Here is an 18023-nt window from a genome sequence, read left to right as displayed (position 1 = left end):
TGTGGGACTTCAGCGTCACTATCAAAAAAATTATAGAGAATTAATGGACCGTGTTCACCAAGGCGAGATTGGGGATGTGATTGCGGGACAAGTATATTGGAATTCAGGAGGTGTTTGGGTAAATCCACGAAAGCCAAAGGAGACTGAAATGGAATACCAAATGAGAAATTGGTACTATTTCAACTGGCTCTGTGGCGATCATATCGTGGAGCAACATGTTCACAACATCGATGTAGCCAATTGGGCAAAAAATAAATACCCTGTTTCAGCCTATGGTGCTGGGGGGCGTTTTTTACGTACTGGAAAAGATTATGGTGAGATCTATGATAATCACTCGGTGGAATTCGTTTACGACGATGGATCAGTAATTTCAAGTCAGTGCCGACACTTTACTGGTGGTGGAAATAGAGTGGACGAGACCTTCCAAGGAACCAAAGGGAAAGTTTATTTTGATTCGAATAATAGAGGTAAAATCTGGGATCATAAAGGTAATGTTCTCGTTGATTACAACGGAAAAAATGATGCAAACCCCTATCAAACAGAACATGATGAGTTATTTGCAGCAATCTCTGCCAATGAATATAAGTTTGCCGATGCAGAAAATGCTGCTAAAAGCACCATGACGGCCATTATGGGACGTTATGCAACTTATTCTGGTGATTTAATTAAATGGGATGATGCCTTAAACTCACAAATCAACCTTATGCCAGAACGTTTAGCATGGGATGCGATGCCAAAAGTATTGCCAGATGCCACAGGTAACTATCCTTATGCCATTCCTGGGATTACCAAAGTAATTTAGGCTTCAAAAAACATTTAAATAAATACTATGAATCGAAGTGAATTCATCAAAAGCTCTGCTATTTTAGGACTTTCCCTCGCTGGGGGAAGTACAGCGCATGCCTCTAGTTCTAAAGGATCAGCAAAAGCTGAAAGGACCTTCAATTTAGACTATGCCCCACATGCAGGAATGTTTGCAGCACATGCTGGAAATAATTTTATTGACCAGATTAAGTTTATGCATGATCAGGGCTTTAGAAGTATTGAAGATAATGGCATGATGGGTCGCCCAATTGCAATGCAGGAAGAAATTGGAAATACCCTAGCTAAACTAGGTATGACTATGGGCGTTTTTGTAGTGGATAAGGGTGGAAATGGGGCCAATACTTTGGCAGCAGGCAAACCAGAATTTATTGATATTTTCTTGAAGGGCTGCCGACAAGCTGTTGACGTTGCAAAACGCGTAAATGCAAAATGGGTTACGGTAGTCCCTGGTGATTTTGAAAGAAATCTTCCTATCGGCATTCAAACAGGTAATGTAATTGAAGCCCTAAGGCGAGGTGCAGAAATCTTGGAACCTCATGGAATAATCATGGTACTCGAACCGCTCAGCGATACACCAAACCTATTCCTTCGCAATACGGATCAAACACATTTGATTTGTAAGGCTGTGAAGAGTCCCTCATGTAAAATACTCTACGATATTTACCACATGCAGAAAAATGAAGGTAATCTAATTCCAACCATGGAAAAATGCTGGGATGAAATAGCCTATATTCAAATTGGTGATAATCCAGGAAGAAGAGAGCCTACAACCGGCGAAATCAATTATCGAAACGTATTTAAATACATCGATAGCAAAAGTTATAAAGGTGTTTTAGGCATGGAGCACGGTAATTCCCTTCCGGGGAAGGAAGGTGAATTAGCACTGATTAAAGCCTACAGAGAAGTAGATAATTTCAAATAAAACCTCCAATTAAATCAGGAGTAATACTATCTATTGCTCCTGATTTAAATTAATGTAGCATTTTAAGCTCTCGAAATTTTTCCAAATAAAGTAGCACTTCCTGCTCGCTTACATCATTAAAATTTTCATAATATACCCCAACACCACTAAAATCAGGTGGTGTTTTTAGCACAATCACCTCATCAGCTTCTTTGGATACCAATTGTACCGCACTTCGTGAAGCCACAGGAACAGCCACAATAATTTTAGCGGGTTTGCTTTTTTTAATCAGACTAATGGTACTTAAAACTGTATTTCCAGTCGCCATTCCATCATCCACAATAATTACCGTCTTCCCATTGAGGTTTTCGGGTTTATGGTCAGCCATAAATTTATCCTGCATACGCTGCAACTTTTGCCGAACCACCTTTAATTCATCCTGAATATATTCTTCCGAAACATCATAGTGCGGAATAACAAAATAGTCACTCAGACTTGCCGCACCAATGGCATATTCTTTATTATTAGGATGCCCAATCTTCTTCGTAAAGACAAGCTCCATAGAAAAACCCAGCTCCTTAGCCACAACATAGGCTAGCGGCACCCCACCTTTCGGAATAGCAAGCACTACCCCTTGATCTGATTTATAAGCGCTGAGCTGAGCTGCAAGTAAGCTTCCAGCCTCTATTCTATCCTTAAACATGATGAAAATGTTTTATAAAAATCAAACCGTTAAAACAGGGAGATGGCTTTTAAACCAAGATGAAGCTAATTCGGCAACCTGCTGCAGTTTCCCCTCCTCTTCAAACAAGTGACTAGCACCTTGCACTACTTCAAGATGTTTTTCGCCATTTAGCTTTTCAAAAGCCTTTTGATTGAGACTTAACACCTCAGTATCTAAACTTCCCACAATAAACAAACATGCCACCTTAATGTCTGGCATTACATCAATTGCCAAATCTGGTCTACCTCCTCTGCTTACCACTGCAAAAACTTCGGGCAATTTAGCAGCGGCCATTAAAGCTGATGCCGCACCAGTACTTGCTCCAAAATAAGCGATGCCCAAATCTCTGGCTGATGGATGTTTTTGTAGCCACTTGGTTGCAGCAATTAACCGTTCATGAAGCATTTCAATTTCAAAACGATTAAGATAGTATAAATCCTCCTCTGGAGTCAATAAGTCAAAAAGCAAAGTCCCAAAACCCTTTTTCTGAAGCATTTCAGCCACATATTGGTTACGTTTACTTAACCTACTGCTGCCACTTCCATGAGAAAACACAACAATCCCTAAACAATCTTCAGGGATGCTCAAAATACCTTTCAGCCGAATTTCGCCAACCGGTATGCTTACTTCATTATTATATCGCATTTCCATAAAAAATAATATTTAATAAAACATTCTAACAATTACAAACATTTTTTGGGCTTTATTCGGTTTTGAACTGAAAAAAACCTTAATTATTTCGAGGCATTTTAGGCCTTGTACCCCTCAAAACTAATTGGTATTCAATGTTCAATTACTGATCAATATCAGTGTTCAACTTGATTATAATCAATCATTCTGTTTGAGTTAGAAGCTTATTCTAGGCAGTAAAAGAACTCACAATGCATAATCAAAGCAAAAAAAGGCAAAATGTCATCATACCTCCTTTACAAGACATGGAGAATACGGAAGATTTATCAAATTTAGATTCTGAAATAATTGCATTCGAAGATCCGTACGAACCGCCTCCTAATGAAGAAGCCATACCAGGCGAAGGCCCTTAATTACCAAAGCCTTTAAAAACGAATTCATATATTAGAATTAAAAATTGATATTGCATGAATTTGCCAAAAACCATACAATGTTCAATCCTTTTTTAATATCATATTATGAAAACATTTTTTATAATTCTATCGATTATCACTTTCACCTCATGCAATAATTCCACATTCATAGATAAAAGAACAGATAAACAAATTAATTTTATTTCATACGTTAAAGCGCTAAGAGATACCATTAATGTATCATCAGAAAATAAAACGCATAGAAATACGCTCATGGAAAATAGTGTCCCAGCCGTAAAATCTTACATCAGAGATACACTTAAGTTGGTAATAAAATCATGGCAGGTAAAGGTTATTGAAAAGACTGAAGATTATCCTTACAAAGGTTCAATTCTACTAAAAACTGGACTAGCTTTTGACCCCTACGACACAAGTTCGGGGACAATAAATCAATCAATTATTTTAAAAACAATTATTCCAGCATCAGATAAAGCCATAATTGAGATTGTGAAATCGCTAAAAATCAATGACTATCTTAAAATCGATGGACAGTTTGTGCAAAAAAAGGGCTTTATTGATATCGATAGCTATAGCCATTATAAATTCTCCAAAAATGTGCTCGACAATCCTGAATTTGAAGCTAAAATTACATCTATAGAAAAATTTTAACACAGAATTTCTTATAGTTTAGAGAAATCGTCGGATACCAAAACCTATAATTTTTTATTTTTAAAATGCCTAAACAAACAAAAAATATTACCTTAAATTAATTTTTTAGACAATATTTAAAAATGGAAAATAGCACTCATAGTAAAAGGAATGTCTCCCGACTTAACTTCATAAAAAATACTGGAATTGTAGCTGCAGGATTAACTTTTTTACCCGGAATAGTCAGCTCAAAGCTCAGAAATAGTTTATTAAGTGCTGGTTTAGCAAGTGGAAACATCCTAGATTATCAGATTATAGTGCCCTCACTTGTAAGCGCTACTGAAAAACAAGCAGCGCAGCAGCTTCAAAAATACTTGTCAAAATTTGCTCTTAAAACCATTCCTATAGCTGAAGAGGGAAAAACAATTGTTAAGTATGGCATTTACCTTGGCGAAACTGAATTTGCTAAAAGCAATGGAATAAATTTCAATCAGCTTCCTGAAGCCGGATTTATACAAAAGGGAGTAGAAGAGCATATAATTATTGCTGGAGGAGCAAAAAAGGGTTTAATTTTCGGTATTTATAATTTACTTGAAGAACTTGGTTTCCGAAAATATGCCGCCGAAGATGCAAGTAATCCGGAGGCTAAATCAGTTGAGTTCCCAAAAAATGAGAAAAACTACGAGCCACTCATAAAATATCGAACCACTTCCTATAGTGATATGGCAGATCAGGAGTATTCTGATTGGCATAAACTTTCGTCGAGGGCTGATTGGGGACTATTTGTGCATACCTTCAATACGCTAGTTCCACAACAAAAATTTGCCAAAAGCAATCCGGAATATTATTCCTTCATTGATGGAAAACGTCATCCTGGAACACAACTTTGTTTGTCAAATCCGGAGGTTTTAAAAGTCCTTATTGAAAGCTTAAAAACAAAAATTGACGAAAAACCTAGTGCCACCTACTGGTCTGTTAGTCAGGATGATAACGATAGATACTGCCAATGTGAAGGATGTAAAGCACTGAATGAAAAATATGGAAATGTACCGAGTGGCTCCATTGTTTACTTCGTGAACCAAGTAGCCAAAGAATTCCCAAATAAAATCATCTCTACACTGGCCTATTGGTACACTAGAAAAGCCCCTAAAAACATTGAAATTGAGTCGAACGTAAATATTATGCTCTGTAATATTGAGAGTTCTCGCCAGGCGCCCGTTTATGTCACTGATCCTGCATTTTCAAATGATTTACGCGACTGGGGAGCATTATCAAATGATATTTTAATTTGGGATTATAATGTTCAGTTCACCAATTACATCTCCCCTTTCCCGAATCTGTATACGATTAAACCGAATATTAAATTCTATACAGATAATCAAGTTCGAGGTTTATTCATGCAGGCAAATAATGAAATTGCTGGCGAAATGGCCTTGCTCCGTTCCTATTTGATTAGTAAATTAATGTGGAACCCAGATGCAGATGATAAAGCCATTATAAATGAATTTCTAACTGGTTATTTTGGCCTTGCTGCACCATTTATTGCACAATATATCGAAAAAATGAATGAATCCCTGCTTAGCAGCGGCATGGTTTTGAGCATTTTCGGTGATCCTATCCATGCAAAAAATGCCTATTTATCTGAAGAAATGATGCTGCAATACAAGCAGCTTTTTGACCAAGCAGAAAAATCAGTTGCAAGCAATGCTAAACTATTACAACGCGTTAAAACTGCGCGACTTCCTATACAGTATGCCGAAATTCAAATCGGACGTACCGAAATGGACACCAATAGAGCTATGTTCAAGAAAGCAAGCACAGGCTATGTTCTCCCTAAGCCCGAAATGAAGGCCCTAGTGAACCGATTTGCTGATGGATGCAAGATTAGTCAGGTGAAGCTCATCAGAGAAAGAGCAGGCACACCAGAGCATTTCAGGGCATCTTATCTTCGTATTTTCAATAATATGGAAGCGATGCCAACGGTAAAATCATTCCGTAAAAAGATTATTCCAATTAGCAATCCTAACCCTAAATCTAAAGGACTAGAAAGTCTTACCGACGGCATATTTGGCTCTTATGAATCCTGGCAAGAAGCCGATAAAAATTGGGTTTATTATACTGGAGAGCACATGGATTTTGTGTTAGATTTAGGAGCCATTATGCCAATAAAATCGGTAAATATGGATTTCCTTAACCCGCAAGCTCAACCCGATTGGCATTTATTTGCTCTACCAAAAGAACTGAGTTATTCCATTTCTTCAGATGGCGAAAATTATACGGATGTTCAAACAATCATCAATCCACATAATCCAAATCCGCATGAAAATCCGGAGATCATAAAAATTTCAATTTTCCCATTTCAGGCGATAATGAAAGTTGGCACCAAAGCACGTTACATTAAAGTACATGCTGAAAGTCTGCTGAAAACACCTTCTTGGCATATACGTGCGGGACAAAAACTTTCGATTTACTGCGATCAAATTGTGGTAAAATAATTAATTGAAAGTCATCTAAGAAATGATCGATTGCTTCAAAAGAGTTGGTTGGTCATTTTTTAGATTCCATCATAAAAAGACCCAATAGACTCAAAATCAGCAATTATTTTCCAGTCTCAACTGGTTTAAGCTTCAAACCGACTCCTGCTTTAAGTAATTCCTGAGTAATGCTACGCGTATAGGTCTTAATTTCTTCCTGAAAATCGCTCACTGAGGCCCCTGATCGGATTTCCTCTAAACGTTTTTCCCAATTACCTGTAAGTTCAGCTTGCGCAATTTTATGGTCTTTCACTACCTCATAAACGGCTAATCCTGTGGGGGTTGGGACTAAATTCTTCTTCTCTCTAGAAATATAATCACGCTTCAAAAGTGTCTCAATTATAGCTGCACGAGTAGCTGGAGTTCCAAGTCCGCTGTCCTTCATCGCATACCGAAGCTCTTCATCATCAATCTCCTTGCCGGCAGTCTCAAGTGCCTTCAATAAACTAGCTTCATTGTAAAGCGGCTTTGGCTTGGTTTGTTTTTCCAAAAGAGTTTTGTCAACAATTGCCAAATCCTCCCCTTCCTTCACTTTGGGTAGGGTGACATTCTCCTCCTCTTTTTTCTCCTCATCGGGATCATTAAATACCGCACGCCAACCAGCAGAACTTATGACAGTGCCGCTAGCCACATATTTAGCTCCCGACTCAACCGTAATTTTAGTAATTTCCTTAATACATTCCTGATGAAAAGCCTCCAACATACGCCCTAAAACAAGGTCGAAAATGGCCTGTTTATCATCAGAAAGATTATAGGGCGACTCCCCAGTAGGTAATACAGCATGGTGATCGGTCACTTTTTTAACATTCACACTGCGCTTATTTAATTTTACACCCATCAAATAGCTTGCTTGCTTTCCAAAGACCGCATGATCCTTAAACTTATCAAGCAAGGCAGGAACTCCAGCAAAAACATCATCACCAATGTACCTACTTCCTGTTCGGGGATAGGTAACCAGCTTACTTTCATACAAATTTTGGAGGAGGTTGAGCGTTTGATCGGCAGTAAAACCATGTTTTTTATTAGCCTCCTGCTGCAGACTACTTAAATCATGTAATAATGGAGGTGGTTCTTTACGAGGCTTAGCTTCTACTGACAGAATATGCGCACCCAAGGGAAAACCAGCTGCCACATCTTTCACCTGATCGAGCAAAATCTGAGCTTCTTCCTTGGTTTTAAAACTTTCGCTAGATACCGCACGAAAAACCTGTCCCTCTTTATCTACCTGAATACTAACTTGATAAAAAAGTTGAGGAACAAAATTTCTATTTTCTAAATAACGTGAGCAAATCATGGCTAAGGTAGGCGTTTGAACCCTTCCCAAGGATAAAACAGAGCGTGTACCCGATGAAATACTGAGCGCCTGCGTAGCGTTCATTCCTACGAGCCAATCCGATTGTGATCGACAATGTGCCGAATTGAATAAAGTATCGTAATCAGAGCCTGGCTTTAAATTGCGGAAACCCTCTTTTATGGCCTCATCCGTTTGGGAAGATATCCACAAGCGCTTGAAAGGCTTTTTGCACTTCAAATAATAATAAATATAGCGGAAAATGAGTTCCCCTTCTCGTCCGGCATCCGTAGCAACAATAATTTCTGTAGCCTCATCAAATAAAGCCTGAATAATATCTAGCTGTTTCCTCACGCCAGGATCTTCAACCAAGCCATCCTTTGTTTTTACCTTGCGGATGGATAGCTTAAACTTAGCAGGCAACATGGGTAAATTATGGACATTCCAGCCATAAAAACCATATTCTTGAGGAGGTGCCAGTTGCAATAAATGCCCGAAAGCCCAGGTAAACGTAAAACCTTTGCCTTCAATATATCCATCCTTCTTACCTGTAGCACCAAATACTTTGGCAATCTCTCGGGCAACAGAAGGCTTTTCGGCAATAATTACTTTCATTTTTGAGGGCTTATTTTTTTTTGATAGGCAATATCAAATCAAAGCCGAAAGTAAGGAAATAGACTTGGGGGAGCAAGTATGTTGAAAAATTTGGTTGTCAATTGTCAGTTGACTGTTATCAGTCGACCGTTGGCTGAGGTTCTCGAAGCCAGGCTAGCGGCATCTATAAGACATACTAAAAGGTTCTCCCGCAGATTGTGCAGAATAATGCAGAAAAAACCTCTCACAAAGACGCCAGAATTATATTCTTTTTAACCAAGAAATTATTTTGCTTTTTTGTGCGCCCACCCAAGCTTCCCGAATTTGCCGGTATTAAATCTCGCCCAAAAGGCATAAAAAACAAAAACCCCAGATTACTCTGAGGTTTGTTTTTTGTGCGCCCACCTGGGCTCGAACCAGGGACCAAAAGATTATGAGTCTTCTACTCTAACCAACTGAGCTATGGGCGCTCATCAAATCAAAAGAATTCGATTTGAGAATGCAAACTTAGGCAAATTCAATGAAAATATAAAATGGAATTCGGGAATAATTTAACGAGGATTTTTTTGAAAAATGACAGCATAATAATTTAAAAAAAACAAGACTCTGATTTACAAATCATTTAAGCAATTGTTCCTAGATCTGGTATTTATTCCAAATGGCATCCCAAAAAAAATTAATCCTTAATTCTTTTATTGTCATCCTATCAACAAAAGAAAAAATCGCTAAAACGGCGCAAACAAATTCAGAATTTAAATATATTGCAATGCTTATGGATCCTATAAAAAACATCATCTTCGACTACGGTAACGTCATTTTCACGATAGATTTCAATCGAGCACAACAGAGTTTTTCTGAATTAGGCATCAAAAATGTAGAATCTTTTTTTGCACACAAGGGCCATAGTCCCATTTTCGATCAGTTTGAACAGGGTTTAATCTCACCTGCCCAATTCAGAGATGGAATTCGCGCTGTTGCCGGCATTCCAAGTCTTACCGATACCGAAATTGACCATGCATGGAATTCGCTTTTAATTGGAGTGCCTGAACCTAATCATGAGCTTCTGCTAAAAGCCAAGAAAAAATACCGGACTTTCCTACTTAGCAATAACAATGAAATCCATTATAATTGGATTATAGATTATTTAAAAAGGGAACATAATTTAGAATCTAACGCCCATTTTTTTGAGAAGGATTACTACTCCCATCTCATGAAAATGCGTAAACCTAACCCCGATATTTTTGAATTTGTTTTACAAAAACATCAACTAAACCCAAAAGAGACATTATTTATTGATGATAGTCCCCAGCACCTAAAAACCGCTACTAACCTCGGTTTAAACACTCATTTACTTTTACCTGAAGAGAGTTTGGAAAGCTATTTATTTGGCTCGGGACTTTTAACTAAATAAAATTGAAGCCATGGAAAACAAAAGAATCAGCTCATTAAAAGAATTTTACCCCCTTTATCTCCAAGAACATAGCAATTCAACAAGCAGAATTTTACATTTTATTGGCACTTCGCTGGTGCTACTGCTCATCCCTGCGGCTTTACTTTTCCATGATTTGAGGCTATTGATACTCATCCCTTTTGTAGGATATGGATTTGCTTGGGTAGGGCATTTTTTCTTCGAAAAGAACAAACCCGCCACCTTCAAATACCCTGCATATAGCCTAGCATCTGATTTTATCTTATTTTGGGATCTCCTTAGCGGAAAAGAAAAATTCTGATTTAACCGCTACTAATGCAGTCCTCTACGCTTAAGTTCAAGTGCTATTAAACGTAGTTCCCTACCCATTTGTCCGGCAACAGAAGTATTTTCCTCTGCCCTCCTGAAAAGATAGGGCATCACCGCTTTTACAGGTCCGTAGGGAACATATTTTGCCACATTATAGCCAAAAGCAGATAAATTAAAGCTTAAATTATCACTCATACCCAAAAGTTGCGAAAAATACACGTGCTCATGATCATGGGGAATAGATTTTTCATCGAGCAGTTCAGCTAATAAACGACAGCTCTCCTCATTATGTGTACCCGCAACAAAGGAAATCAGGGCAATTTCACTAATACAAAATTGCAGCGCATGGTTATAATCACGATCTGTAGATTCTTTATCGGCTTGAATTGGAGAAGGGTAATTCATGCCCAGGGCACGTTTACGTTCTTTTTCCATATAGGCACCGCGGACTAATTTGGCACCCAAAAAGAATTTCTCTTGACTAGCAATTTCCGCATCAGCTTTTAGGGAAGCTAATTTATCATGCCTATAAAGCTGATAGGTATTATAAACAATGGCTTTTTTCTGATTGTATTTGCGCATCATCTCTAAAGCTACTTCATCAATGGTATCTTGAATCCAGCTTTCTTCGGCATCAATCATCACTTTTACATCAAGCTCATGGGCTAGCTTACAAATTTGATCCACTCTATTTTTAAAGCGCTCAAAGGCTGCTTGCTCTTCCGCATCAAGTGCTTGCTTTGTATCATTTTTTTCAAGTAAGGCAAATTTACCTAATCCTGTAGCCTTAAAAACGGTTAAAGGAATACGTGTATCGCCTTGAGCATGTTGGATAGTCTTCATGATTTCAATACAAGTTGCGTCAAAAACGGGCTCATCTTCCTCACCTTCCACAGAATAATCAAGAATGGAGCCTACTTTAACATCATGAAGCTGCAAAACTGTGCCATCACACTCAGCAATGTTCTCTCCACCACAAAAATGCTTGAAAATGGTCGCTTTAATTAAAGATTTGATGGGTAAACCAATCTTTAGGGCTAAATTAGTTATCGGCGGACCGATTTTAGTCAATAAATTGATACTTATTAATTTAAAAAGCCAGTAGGCACGCTTTAGTTCGGCATCCGTTTTCCCACGGAAAGCGTTCTCTGTATTATCAAAAGAGAGAAATTTGCTCTTCAACTCGGTTTGTTGCATGCACAAAGTTAGAAATATTGAGACATTTACATACGAAAGCTAAAATTTGTAAGTTTGCTGCATGCTAGATTTTACATTAGAAGGAGAATTCATCCACATGATTCAATTGCTCAAAGCCGCACACATTGCGCAAAGTGGCGGCGAAGCACAAATGCTGGTATCAGAAGGTGCCGTAAAATATAATGGAGAGATTGATTTCCGCAAACGCCTAAAAGTAAAATCCGGTGATACGGTAGAGTGCCGTGGACAAGTAATTAAAGTGAAATGAAAGCAATAGAGAGCATCAATTATTCTGTTTTTTTTGAGAATAGTCTACAAGAGTTAAGGTATTTTCTTGAGAAAAATAAATACAGCAAAGTTTTTGTGCTTGTGGATAGCAATACTGAAATTCATTGCTTACCCCTTTTACAAGATGCTTTGGGCGATATCGAATTCGACTTGATAGAGGTAACTCCTGGAGAGGAGAATAAAAACATTGATTTCTGCATTGGTATTTGGAAGATGTTACTCGACTTTGGTGCCGACCGCAGTAGCATTCTAATTAACTTGGGCGGAGGTGTAATTACAGACATGGGCGGATTTGCTGCTTCCACATTCAAGCGTGGAATTGATTTTGTGCAGGTACCAACTACCCTCCTTTCTCAGGTGGACGCTTCAATTGGCGGAAAAACAGGAATTGACATGGACAATGTCAAAAATATCATCGGCACCTTTACACAACCCAAAGCAGTTTTTATCCATAATGCCTTTTTAAGCAGCCTAGATCAAAGAGAATTACGTTCAGGATATGCAGAGGTGATAAAGCATGGTTTGATTTACGATGCCAATTTGTTTGAGAAATTAAAGTCGATTAAACCCGCTGAAATTAATCCCGAACTTATTTACCGCTCCGTGGAGATCAAAAACGAAGTAGTAAAAGCCGATCCATTTGAAAAGGGACTACGGAAAATTTTAAATTTTGGGCATACCATTGGCCATGCGGTAGAAAGTTATTCACTTCAGCATGATAAAAAACCACTTTTACATGGAGAAGCCATCGCAATAGGATTTATCTGCGAAGCCTACCTATCGGCGAAGAAGAATAAATTGACAAAGGAAGAATTACGTGAGATAGTTGACACTATAAAATCAGTTTATCCAGCGTACAAAGTGGCTAAATCAAGTTACAAAAATCTTATCGAGCTAATGAAAAATGATAAAAAGAATATATCAGACAAAATCAGCTTTTCACTGCTAAGTAAAATTGGTGCTTGCGATTATGACATTTACTGCACGGAAGAGGAAATTTTAGGAAGCTTGGAATTTTATTCAAATTTTAAAAATTAAATTTTGACAGAATTAAATTTTGTATTACATTTGAAAAAACAAGGATGACAAAATTAAACACATATTACTACGCGTATTTTTACTATCACAGTAGAAGCGGGGAAAATATGCAATAAATCTTAATATAGAAATTAGCAAAAAGTCCCTGCCCAACCGCAGGGACTTTTTTATTTAAAGACAAAATGCAAAAAAAGCGAGTAGCAATTCAAGGTATACGTGCTTCATTTCACGAAGAAGCGGCGTTCAAATTCTTCGGCACAGATATCGAAACCATAGAATGCGATTCTTTTAAACAAACCTGTGAGGTTTTGAAGAATAAAAAATCAGATTTCGTAGTCATGGCCATTGAAAATTCAATTGCTGGAAGTTTATTGCCAAATTATACCTTATTGAGGGAATACAATTTTACCATTGTAGGTGAAGTTTATTTAGCCATACAACTGCATTTGCTAGCCCTGCCGGGAGTAAAATTTAAGGAGGTCAAATATGTTCAATCGCACCCCATTGCCATTCGCCAATGCAGTGATTTTTTTGATGAATTCCCTCATTTACAAGTCATAGAAAGTAGCGATACAGCCGCTTGCGCCAAGAAAATAAGAGAGGAAAACTTAACTGATACCGTAGCGATTGCCAATCTACTAGCAGCAAAACTATATGATTTACAAGTTATGGAACGCAGAATTGAGTCGAACAAGAAAAACTTTACACGCTTCCTTATCTTAGCGGATAAGCCCATTGAAAGTTCTGAAGCAAATAAAGGATCACTCAGTTTTCAGGTGGGAAATTCGGTAGGTTCACTGGCAGAAGTGCTAAATATTTTCTCTGAACACAAAATTAACCTCAGTAAAATCCAGTCGATGCCCGTTTTAGGCAAACGTAACGAATACAATTTTTATGTTGATATCGAATGGAAAAACCAATTAGATTATGACCTCGCCATCCGTAAAGTTTTGAAGCATACGATCAACTTCACGATTATGGGAGAATATCTGAAAAATGACAAAGTCTAACCATTAAAATTAAATAAATAAAAAAATTCAAATCCTGGAATTGGAACGGGAAATTAAATTATCAAAATGAAATTAAACTTAAAATTACAACCATTAAACACTTGGTTAGACACAAAAAATGAGCCTTTATTGATTTCGGGACCATGTAGTGCAGAAACAGAAGATCAATTATTAGCTACAGCTCATTTATTGGCCAAAACAGGAAAAGTATCAGTATTGAGAGCTGGAATTTGGAAGCCACGTACCCGTCCCGGTGAGTTTGAAGGCATTGGTAGCATCGGATTAACCTGGTTGAAAAGAGCGAAAGAGGAAACTGGTTTACCTACAGCAGTTGAAGTTGCTAATGCAAAACATGTGGAAGAAGCTTTGGCAGCCGGAGTTGACATTCTTTGGGTGGGTGCACGCTCCACAGTAAATCCATTCACTGTGCAAGAAATTGCCGATGCTTTGAAAGGTGTTGACATTCCAGTTTTGGTAAAAAATCCGGTAAATCCTGATATTCAATTGTGGATTGGTGCATTAGAACGCATCAATAATGCAGGAATTACTAAATTAGGTGCCATTCACAGAGGTTTTTCATCTTTCGAAAAAACAGCTTTTAGAAATGAACCTATGTGGGAATTGGCAATACAACTTAAAACTTTAGCTCCCGAACTTCCTATAATTAATGACCCAAGTCATATTTGCGGAAATCGTGAATTAATTCAATATGTGGCACAAAAAGCACTAGATTTAGATATGCAGGGCTTGATGATAGAGTCACACTTGGATCCTTCGGTGGCTTGGACAGATGCAAAACAACAAGTAACACCGGCAGCACTATCCGAATTAATGGATCTTTTAACGCTACGTAAACCGGAAATAAAGGATAAAGATTTCATAGATAAACTGGCTGACCTTCGTGAAAATATCGATAAAATCGATGATCAAATCATCCAAAAAATAGCTGAAAGAATGCAGATTGTACAAAAAATTGGTGAGTACAAACGCGATAATGGAGTTACCATCCTTCAAGTAAACCGTTGGGATCAAATTATGAATAAACGCAGTAGCTTTGCCAGCGCATTAAAACTTGATCTAAACTTTACTGGGAAATTGTTAGAATTAATTCATAGCGAATCTATCCGTAAGCAAACCGAGATTATGAATGATAAAAAAGGTGCTTAATTAAAATGAGTTCTAAAAGCATACTAATTTCATCCAAGCAAAAAATATTGGATTGCACCATCAAGCTTACAGGTTCGAAGAGCGAGAGTAATCGTGCTTTAATCATGGAAGCATTGAGTGAAGGTGAAGTTCAGGTTTTGAATATTTCTGAAGCTGCAGATACAGTAACACTGAAGAATATTCTACAAAAAACTAATAATCAGATAGATACCGTTGATATTGGTCCGGCGGGGACTGCCATGCGCTTCCTAACAGCTTTTTACTCGCTTCAGGCAGGCCAAATTACCCTTACAGGTTCTGAGCGCATGAAACAACGCCCTATTGCGATTTTAGTAGATGCACTGAAAAGTTTGGGTGCGAATATTCAATATGCTGGAAATGAAGGCTTTCCTCCTCTACTAATTAGCGGCCCACTGAAACAGAAAACTAATGAAGTAAAAATTAAAGGCAATATAAGCAGCCAGTATATTTCAGCGCTATTGCTAATTGCGCCCAAATTAGAACAGGGATTAAAACTCATTATCGAAGGCGAACTCACATCAAGGCCTTATGTTGAAATGACTTTAGCAATGATGGAGCAGGCCGGAATTAGGCATCAATGGACTGATAATGAAATTATTGTAGAAAATCAAGGATTCAGAAAGACAGAAATTAGTATAGAACCCGATTGGAGTGCCGCATCCTACTGGTATGCCATTGCAGCCCTATCTGAAGAAGCACAAATCTTCCTTCCAGGATTAAATGGTTACAGCCTTCAGGGAGATAGCAAAATCACGGAAATCATGGCTAACTTCGGCATTACCTCACAATTTAAGGATGGTGGAGTGTATTTGCTAAAAGAAACAAAAAAGCTGGAGCGTAAAATTTTCGATTTCAAGGAATGCCCAGATTTGGCGCAAACCGTTATTGTATGTTGCGCAGCACTGAAACATAATGCTTTATTTACCGGATTGGAGACACTAAAGATAAAAGAAACCGACCGCGTAAATGCCTTGCAGAAAGAACTTACCAAAATTGGAGTAAAATTGATCGAGAAAAACCAAAGCTATAAATTAGATTGCTCGGGACTAGATCTAAGCAAGAAAATTTTCGTGAATACTTACGATGATCATCGCATGGCTATGGCATTTGCGCCTTTAGCATTGGTATTACCAGAATTGGAAATTGAAGATCATTTGGTGGTTGAAAAATCATATCCAGATTTTTGGAAACATCTTGAGATAGCGGGATTGGGAGTTGTCAGTTAGCGGTTGGCCGTTGTCAGGCTGGCGACATCTGAGGAAGGTTTGTATGAAGTATGATGTCTGAAGTCTGAAGTATGATGTATGAAGTATGATGTATGAAGTATGATGTATGAAGTATGATGTATGAAGTATGATGTATGAAGTATGATGTCTGAAGTATGATGTCTGATGTATGAAGTCTGATGTCTGAAGTCTGATTTGGATGTTTGATTTCTTTGTTTATTGGCTTTTATCTGTTGTATATTAACAGGAAGAGGCCAACTATAGGAAATGACTAACACATGAACGACATTTGAGCTGATAATTTTTAAAAAAAAGGTTATTATGAACATTAAACTAAAATCGTCATTGCTCTTTGTTCCTTGTTCTTTGATCCAAAACAAAAAATCAATATTAGGAAACTAACCAACTAACCACCTAACCACCTAACCAACTAACCAACTAACCACCTAACTAACTAAACCATGGCAGGCAATTCATTTGGACAAAATTTCCGCATCACAACATTTGGAGAATCACATGGCACTGCAATTGGTGTAATCATTGATGGTTGTCCCTCAAATTTGAATATTGACCTAGATTTCATCCAAGCAGAGCTTGATAAACGTAAGCCTGGCCAGTCCAAAATTACCACCCAAAGAAAGGAAAGTGATACCGTTCAAATTCTTTCTGGTGTTTTTGAAGGAAAAACAACTGGAACTCCAATAGCTATGATTATTCCGAATGAAGATCAACGTTCAAAGGACTATGCTCATATCAAAGATGCCTACCGGCCTTCACATGCTGACTATACCTACGATGCTAAATACGGCCACCGCGACCATCGTGGAGGAGGAAGATCCTCTGCTCGAGAAACAGCGGCAAGAGTGGCTGCTGGTGCGATAGCTAAACTATTATTGGCACATCATGGGATAGAAATTTTCGGGCATGTTTCTGCTGTTGGGACAATCAATGCGCCACAATTGGCACAAATTTCAATTTCAGAGCTGCTTGCAATTCGCGAGCGTAATATTGTTCGGTGTGCAGATCCGGCAACAGCCAATCAAATGATAGCACTAATTGATAGCATCAGGTTGGAAGGAGATACGATTGGGGGAAAAATATCATGTATAGTGAAAAATTGTCCCGTAGGCTTAGGTGAACCTGTTTTTGACAAACTGCATGCTGAATTAGGTAAAGCCATGTTAAGCATCAATGCGGTTCATGGTTTTGATTATGGATCGGGTTTTGACGGATCGGAGATGCGAGGATCTGAGCATAATGATCTTTTTATTCCACCAGCAGAGGGTGAACAAGCTCAAAACTTCAAAACAGTAACAAATTTTTCGGGTGGGATTCAGGGTGGGATTTCAAATGGTATGGATATTACCTTTAGAGTGGCATTTAAACCAGTAGCCACCATCATGCAAAGTCAGCAGAGCCTTGATTCAGCTGGCAACAGCTCCAATGTGCAAGGCAAGGGCCGCCATGATCCATGTGTTGTTCCGCGAGCCGTAGCGATTGTTGAAGCGATGGCTGCTTTAGTATTGGCAGATCATTTGCTTAGGGACAAGGTGATTAAGCTTTAGGGTGTATACCCCCTGTGGTCGGTGTTGTCACCGTACCACTCCCCTGTGGTCGGTGTTTTCACCGTACCTCTATGATATCGCCTTCCAAAAGCCGGTAGACTAGGGATAGGCTGCTAGGGTGACTGGTAGGAATGAGGCTGGTACGGTGACAACACCGACCAGAGGACATCTGCTACATATATCTTGCCCGATACTAGCTGCATCGAACTACCC

General features: G+C 38.4%; 17 protein-coding genes and 1 tRNA gene. 12 read left to right on the top strand and 6 right to left on the bottom strand.

What is annotated here, in order from left to right:
* Positions 1–802, top strand: an 802-nt coding sequence (locus ACILQF_RS03310; RefSeq protein WP_395625994.1) for a Gfo/Idh/MocA family protein, incomplete at its 5' end; no start/stop codon positions are given.
* A 27-nt stretch (positions 803–829) separates the two neighbouring features.
* The gene (locus ACILQF_RS03305; RefSeq protein WP_395625993.1) at positions 830–1747 is read left to right on the top strand and encodes a hydroxypyruvate isomerase family protein; all 918 of its coding nucleotides are present in this window, start codon (positions 830–832) and stop codon (positions 1745–1747) included.
* A gap of 49 nt (positions 1748–1796) precedes the next feature.
* Here the strand turns inward: ACILQF_RS03305 and ACILQF_RS03300 are convergent, their stop codons facing one another.
* Both ACILQF_RS03300 and ACILQF_RS03295 read right to left on the bottom strand, forming a co-directional pair.
* The gene (locus tag ACILQF_RS03300) at positions 1797–2429 is read right to left on the bottom strand and encodes a phosphoribosyltransferase (RefSeq protein WP_395625992.1); all 633 of its coding nucleotides are present in this window, start codon (positions 2427–2429) and stop codon (positions 1797–1799) included.
* Positions 2430–2450: 21 nt separating this feature from the next.
* Positions 2451–3101 carry a dienelactone hydrolase family protein gene (locus ACILQF_RS03295; protein WP_395625991.1) on the bottom strand — a complete coding sequence of 217 codons (651 nt, stop codon included), beginning with the start codon at positions 3099–3101 and terminating at the stop codon, positions 2451–2453.
* 497 nt (positions 3102–3598) lie between these two features.
* Here ACILQF_RS03295 and ACILQF_RS03290 point away from each other — a divergent pair, with 497 nt between their 5' ends.
* A complete protein-coding gene (locus tag ACILQF_RS03290; RefSeq protein WP_395625990.1) occupies positions 3599–4162 on the top strand; it encodes a hypothetical protein in 564 nt (187 codons plus the stop codon).
* Positions 4163–4284: 122 nt separating this feature from the next.
* Positions 4285–6636, top strand: a complete 2352-nt coding sequence (locus ACILQF_RS03285) for a DUF4838 domain-containing protein (RefSeq protein ID WP_395625989.1) — start codon at positions 4285–4287, stop codon at positions 6634–6636.
* 103 nt (positions 6637–6739) lie between these two features.
* Here ACILQF_RS03285 and topB read toward each other — a convergent pair whose 3' ends face one another.
* Positions 6740–8581: a DNA topoisomerase III gene (gene topB / locus ACILQF_RS03280; protein ID WP_395625988.1), complete on the bottom strand. Its 1842-nt coding sequence runs from the start codon at positions 8579–8581 to the stop codon at positions 6740–6742.
* A 375-nt stretch (positions 8582–8956) separates the two neighbouring features.
* Positions 8957–9030, bottom strand: a tRNA-Ile gene (locus ACILQF_RS03275).
* A gap of 302 nt (positions 9031–9332) precedes the next feature.
* On the opposite strand from ACILQF_RS03275, the gene ACILQF_RS03270 reads away from it, so the two are divergent.
* Positions 9333–9971, top strand: coding sequence for an HAD family hydrolase (locus ACILQF_RS03270; RefSeq protein ID WP_395625987.1), 639 nt, complete (start codon positions 9333–9335; stop codon positions 9969–9971).
* Between the two features lie 10 nt (positions 9972–9981).
* Positions 9982–10290 carry an Mpo1-like protein gene (locus tag ACILQF_RS03265; RefSeq protein WP_395625986.1) on the top strand — a complete coding sequence of 103 codons (309 nt, stop codon included), beginning with the start codon at positions 9982–9984 and terminating at the stop codon, positions 10288–10290.
* A gap of 11 nt (positions 10291–10301) precedes the next feature.
* Here the strand turns inward: ACILQF_RS03265 and ACILQF_RS03260 are convergent, their stop codons facing one another.
* Positions 10302–11495 (bottom strand): proline dehydrogenase family protein, encoded by a 1194-nt coding sequence (locus ACILQF_RS03260; protein ID WP_395625985.1) that lies wholly within the window; start codon positions 11493–11495, stop codon positions 10302–10304.
* 61 nt (positions 11496–11556) lie between these two features.
* Here ACILQF_RS03260 and ACILQF_RS03255 point away from each other — a divergent pair, with 61 nt between their 5' ends.
* The 5 genes from ACILQF_RS03255 to aroA all read left to right on the top strand — a co-directional run bounded on the left by ACILQF_RS03255 (position 11557) and on the right by aroA (position 16245).
* Positions 11557–11763 (top strand): RNA-binding S4 domain-containing protein, encoded by a 207-nt coding sequence (locus tag ACILQF_RS03255; protein WP_395625984.1) that lies wholly within the window; start codon positions 11557–11559, stop codon positions 11761–11763.
* Positions 11760–12821 (top strand): 3-dehydroquinate synthase, encoded by a 1062-nt coding sequence (gene aroB, locus ACILQF_RS03250; RefSeq protein WP_395625983.1) that lies wholly within the window; start codon positions 11760–11762, stop codon positions 12819–12821. The genes ACILQF_RS03255 and aroB overlap by 4 nt, the downstream gene beginning before the upstream one ends.
* A 182-nt stretch (positions 12822–13003) precedes the next feature.
* Positions 13004–13831 (top strand): prephenate dehydratase, encoded by an 828-nt coding sequence (locus ACILQF_RS03245; RefSeq protein WP_395625982.1) that lies wholly within the window; start codon positions 13004–13006, stop codon positions 13829–13831.
* A gap of 66 nt (positions 13832–13897) precedes the next feature.
* On the top strand, positions 13898–14998 hold the full coding sequence (locus ACILQF_RS03240; protein WP_395625981.1) for a chorismate mutase: 1101 nt from the start codon (positions 13898–13900) through the stop codon (positions 14996–14998).
* Positions 14999–15003: 5 nt separating this feature from the next.
* A complete protein-coding gene (gene aroA, locus ACILQF_RS03235; RefSeq protein ID WP_395625980.1) occupies positions 15004–16245 on the top strand; it encodes a 3-phosphoshikimate 1-carboxyvinyltransferase in 1242 nt (413 codons plus the stop codon).
* On the opposite strand, the gene ACILQF_RS03230 is transcribed toward aroA, so the two are convergent.
* Positions 16242–16574: a hypothetical protein gene (locus tag ACILQF_RS03230; RefSeq protein ID WP_395625979.1), complete on the bottom strand. Its 333-nt coding sequence runs from the start codon at positions 16572–16574 to the stop codon at positions 16242–16244. The genes aroA and ACILQF_RS03230 overlap by 4 nt on opposite strands.
* A 132-nt stretch (positions 16575–16706) precedes the next feature.
* Here ACILQF_RS03230 and aroC point away from each other — a divergent pair, with 132 nt between their 5' ends.
* Positions 16707–17810 (top strand): chorismate synthase, encoded by a 1104-nt coding sequence (aroC, locus tag ACILQF_RS03225; RefSeq protein ID WP_395625978.1) that lies wholly within the window; start codon positions 16707–16709, stop codon positions 17808–17810.
* Positions 17811–18023: the final 213 nt, after the last annotated feature.

Origin of the sequence: Daejeonella sp. (assembly GCF_044232565.1) — a bacterium.
Lineage (GTDB): Bacteria > Bacteroidota > Bacteroidia > Sphingobacteriales > Sphingobacteriaceae > Daejeonella.
The sequence above is the reverse complement of the archived record's forward strand: the minus strand, read 5'-3'. Positions and strand labels throughout refer to the sequence as shown.

What these genes read in the sequence shown, in the direction of transcription:
- ACILQF_RS03305 (WP_395625993.1), top strand. Translation starts at nt 830, where the DNA reads ATGAATCGAAGTGAATTCATCAAAAGCTCTGCTATTTTAGGACTTTCC.
- ACILQF_RS03300 (WP_395625992.1), bottom strand. Translation starts at nt 2,429, where the DNA reads ATGTTTAAGGATAGAATAGAGGCTGGAAGCTTACTTGCAGCTCAGCTC.
- ACILQF_RS03295 (WP_395625991.1), bottom strand. Translation starts at nt 3,101, where the DNA reads ATGGAAATGCGATATAATAATGAAGTAAGCATACCGGTTGGCGAAATT.
- ACILQF_RS03290 (WP_395625990.1), top strand. Translation starts at nt 3,599, where the DNA reads ATGAAAACATTTTTTATAATTCTATCGATTATCACTTTCACCTCATGC.
- ACILQF_RS03285 (WP_395625989.1), top strand. Translation starts at nt 4,285, where the DNA reads ATGGAAAATAGCACTCATAGTAAAAGGAATGTCTCCCGACTTAACTTC.
- topB (WP_395625988.1), bottom strand. Translation starts at nt 8,581, where the DNA reads ATGAAAGTAATTATTGCCGAAAAGCCTTCTGTTGCCCGAGAGATTGCC.
- ACILQF_RS03270 (WP_395625987.1), top strand. Translation starts at nt 9,333, where the DNA reads ATGGATCCTATAAAAAACATCATCTTCGACTACGGTAACGTCATTTTC.
- ACILQF_RS03265 (WP_395625986.1), top strand. Translation starts at nt 9,982, where the DNA reads ATGGAAAACAAAAGAATCAGCTCATTAAAAGAATTTTACCCCCTTTAT.
- ACILQF_RS03260 (WP_395625985.1), bottom strand. Translation starts at nt 11,495, where the DNA reads ATGCAACAAACCGAGTTGAAGAGCAAATTTCTCTCTTTTGATAATACA.
- ACILQF_RS03255 (WP_395625984.1), top strand. Translation starts at nt 11,557, where the DNA reads ATGCTAGATTTTACATTAGAAGGAGAATTCATCCACATGATTCAATTG.
- aroB (WP_395625983.1), top strand. Translation starts at nt 11,760, where the DNA reads ATGAAAGCAATAGAGAGCATCAATTATTCTGTTTTTTTTGAGAATAGT.
- ACILQF_RS03245 (WP_395625982.1), top strand. Translation starts at nt 13,004, where the DNA reads ATGCAAAAAAAGCGAGTAGCAATTCAAGGTATACGTGCTTCATTTCAC.
- ACILQF_RS03240 (WP_395625981.1), top strand. Translation starts at nt 13,898, where the DNA reads ATGAAATTAAACTTAAAATTACAACCATTAAACACTTGGTTAGACACA.
- aroA (WP_395625980.1), top strand. Translation starts at nt 15,004, where the DNA reads ATGAGTTCTAAAAGCATACTAATTTCATCCAAGCAAAAAATATTGGAT.
- ACILQF_RS03230 (WP_395625979.1), bottom strand. Translation starts at nt 16,574, where the DNA reads ATGTTCATAATAACCTTTTTTTTAAAAATTATCAGCTCAAATGTCGTT.
- aroC (WP_395625978.1), top strand. Translation starts at nt 16,707, where the DNA reads ATGGCAGGCAATTCATTTGGACAAAATTTCCGCATCACAACATTTGGA.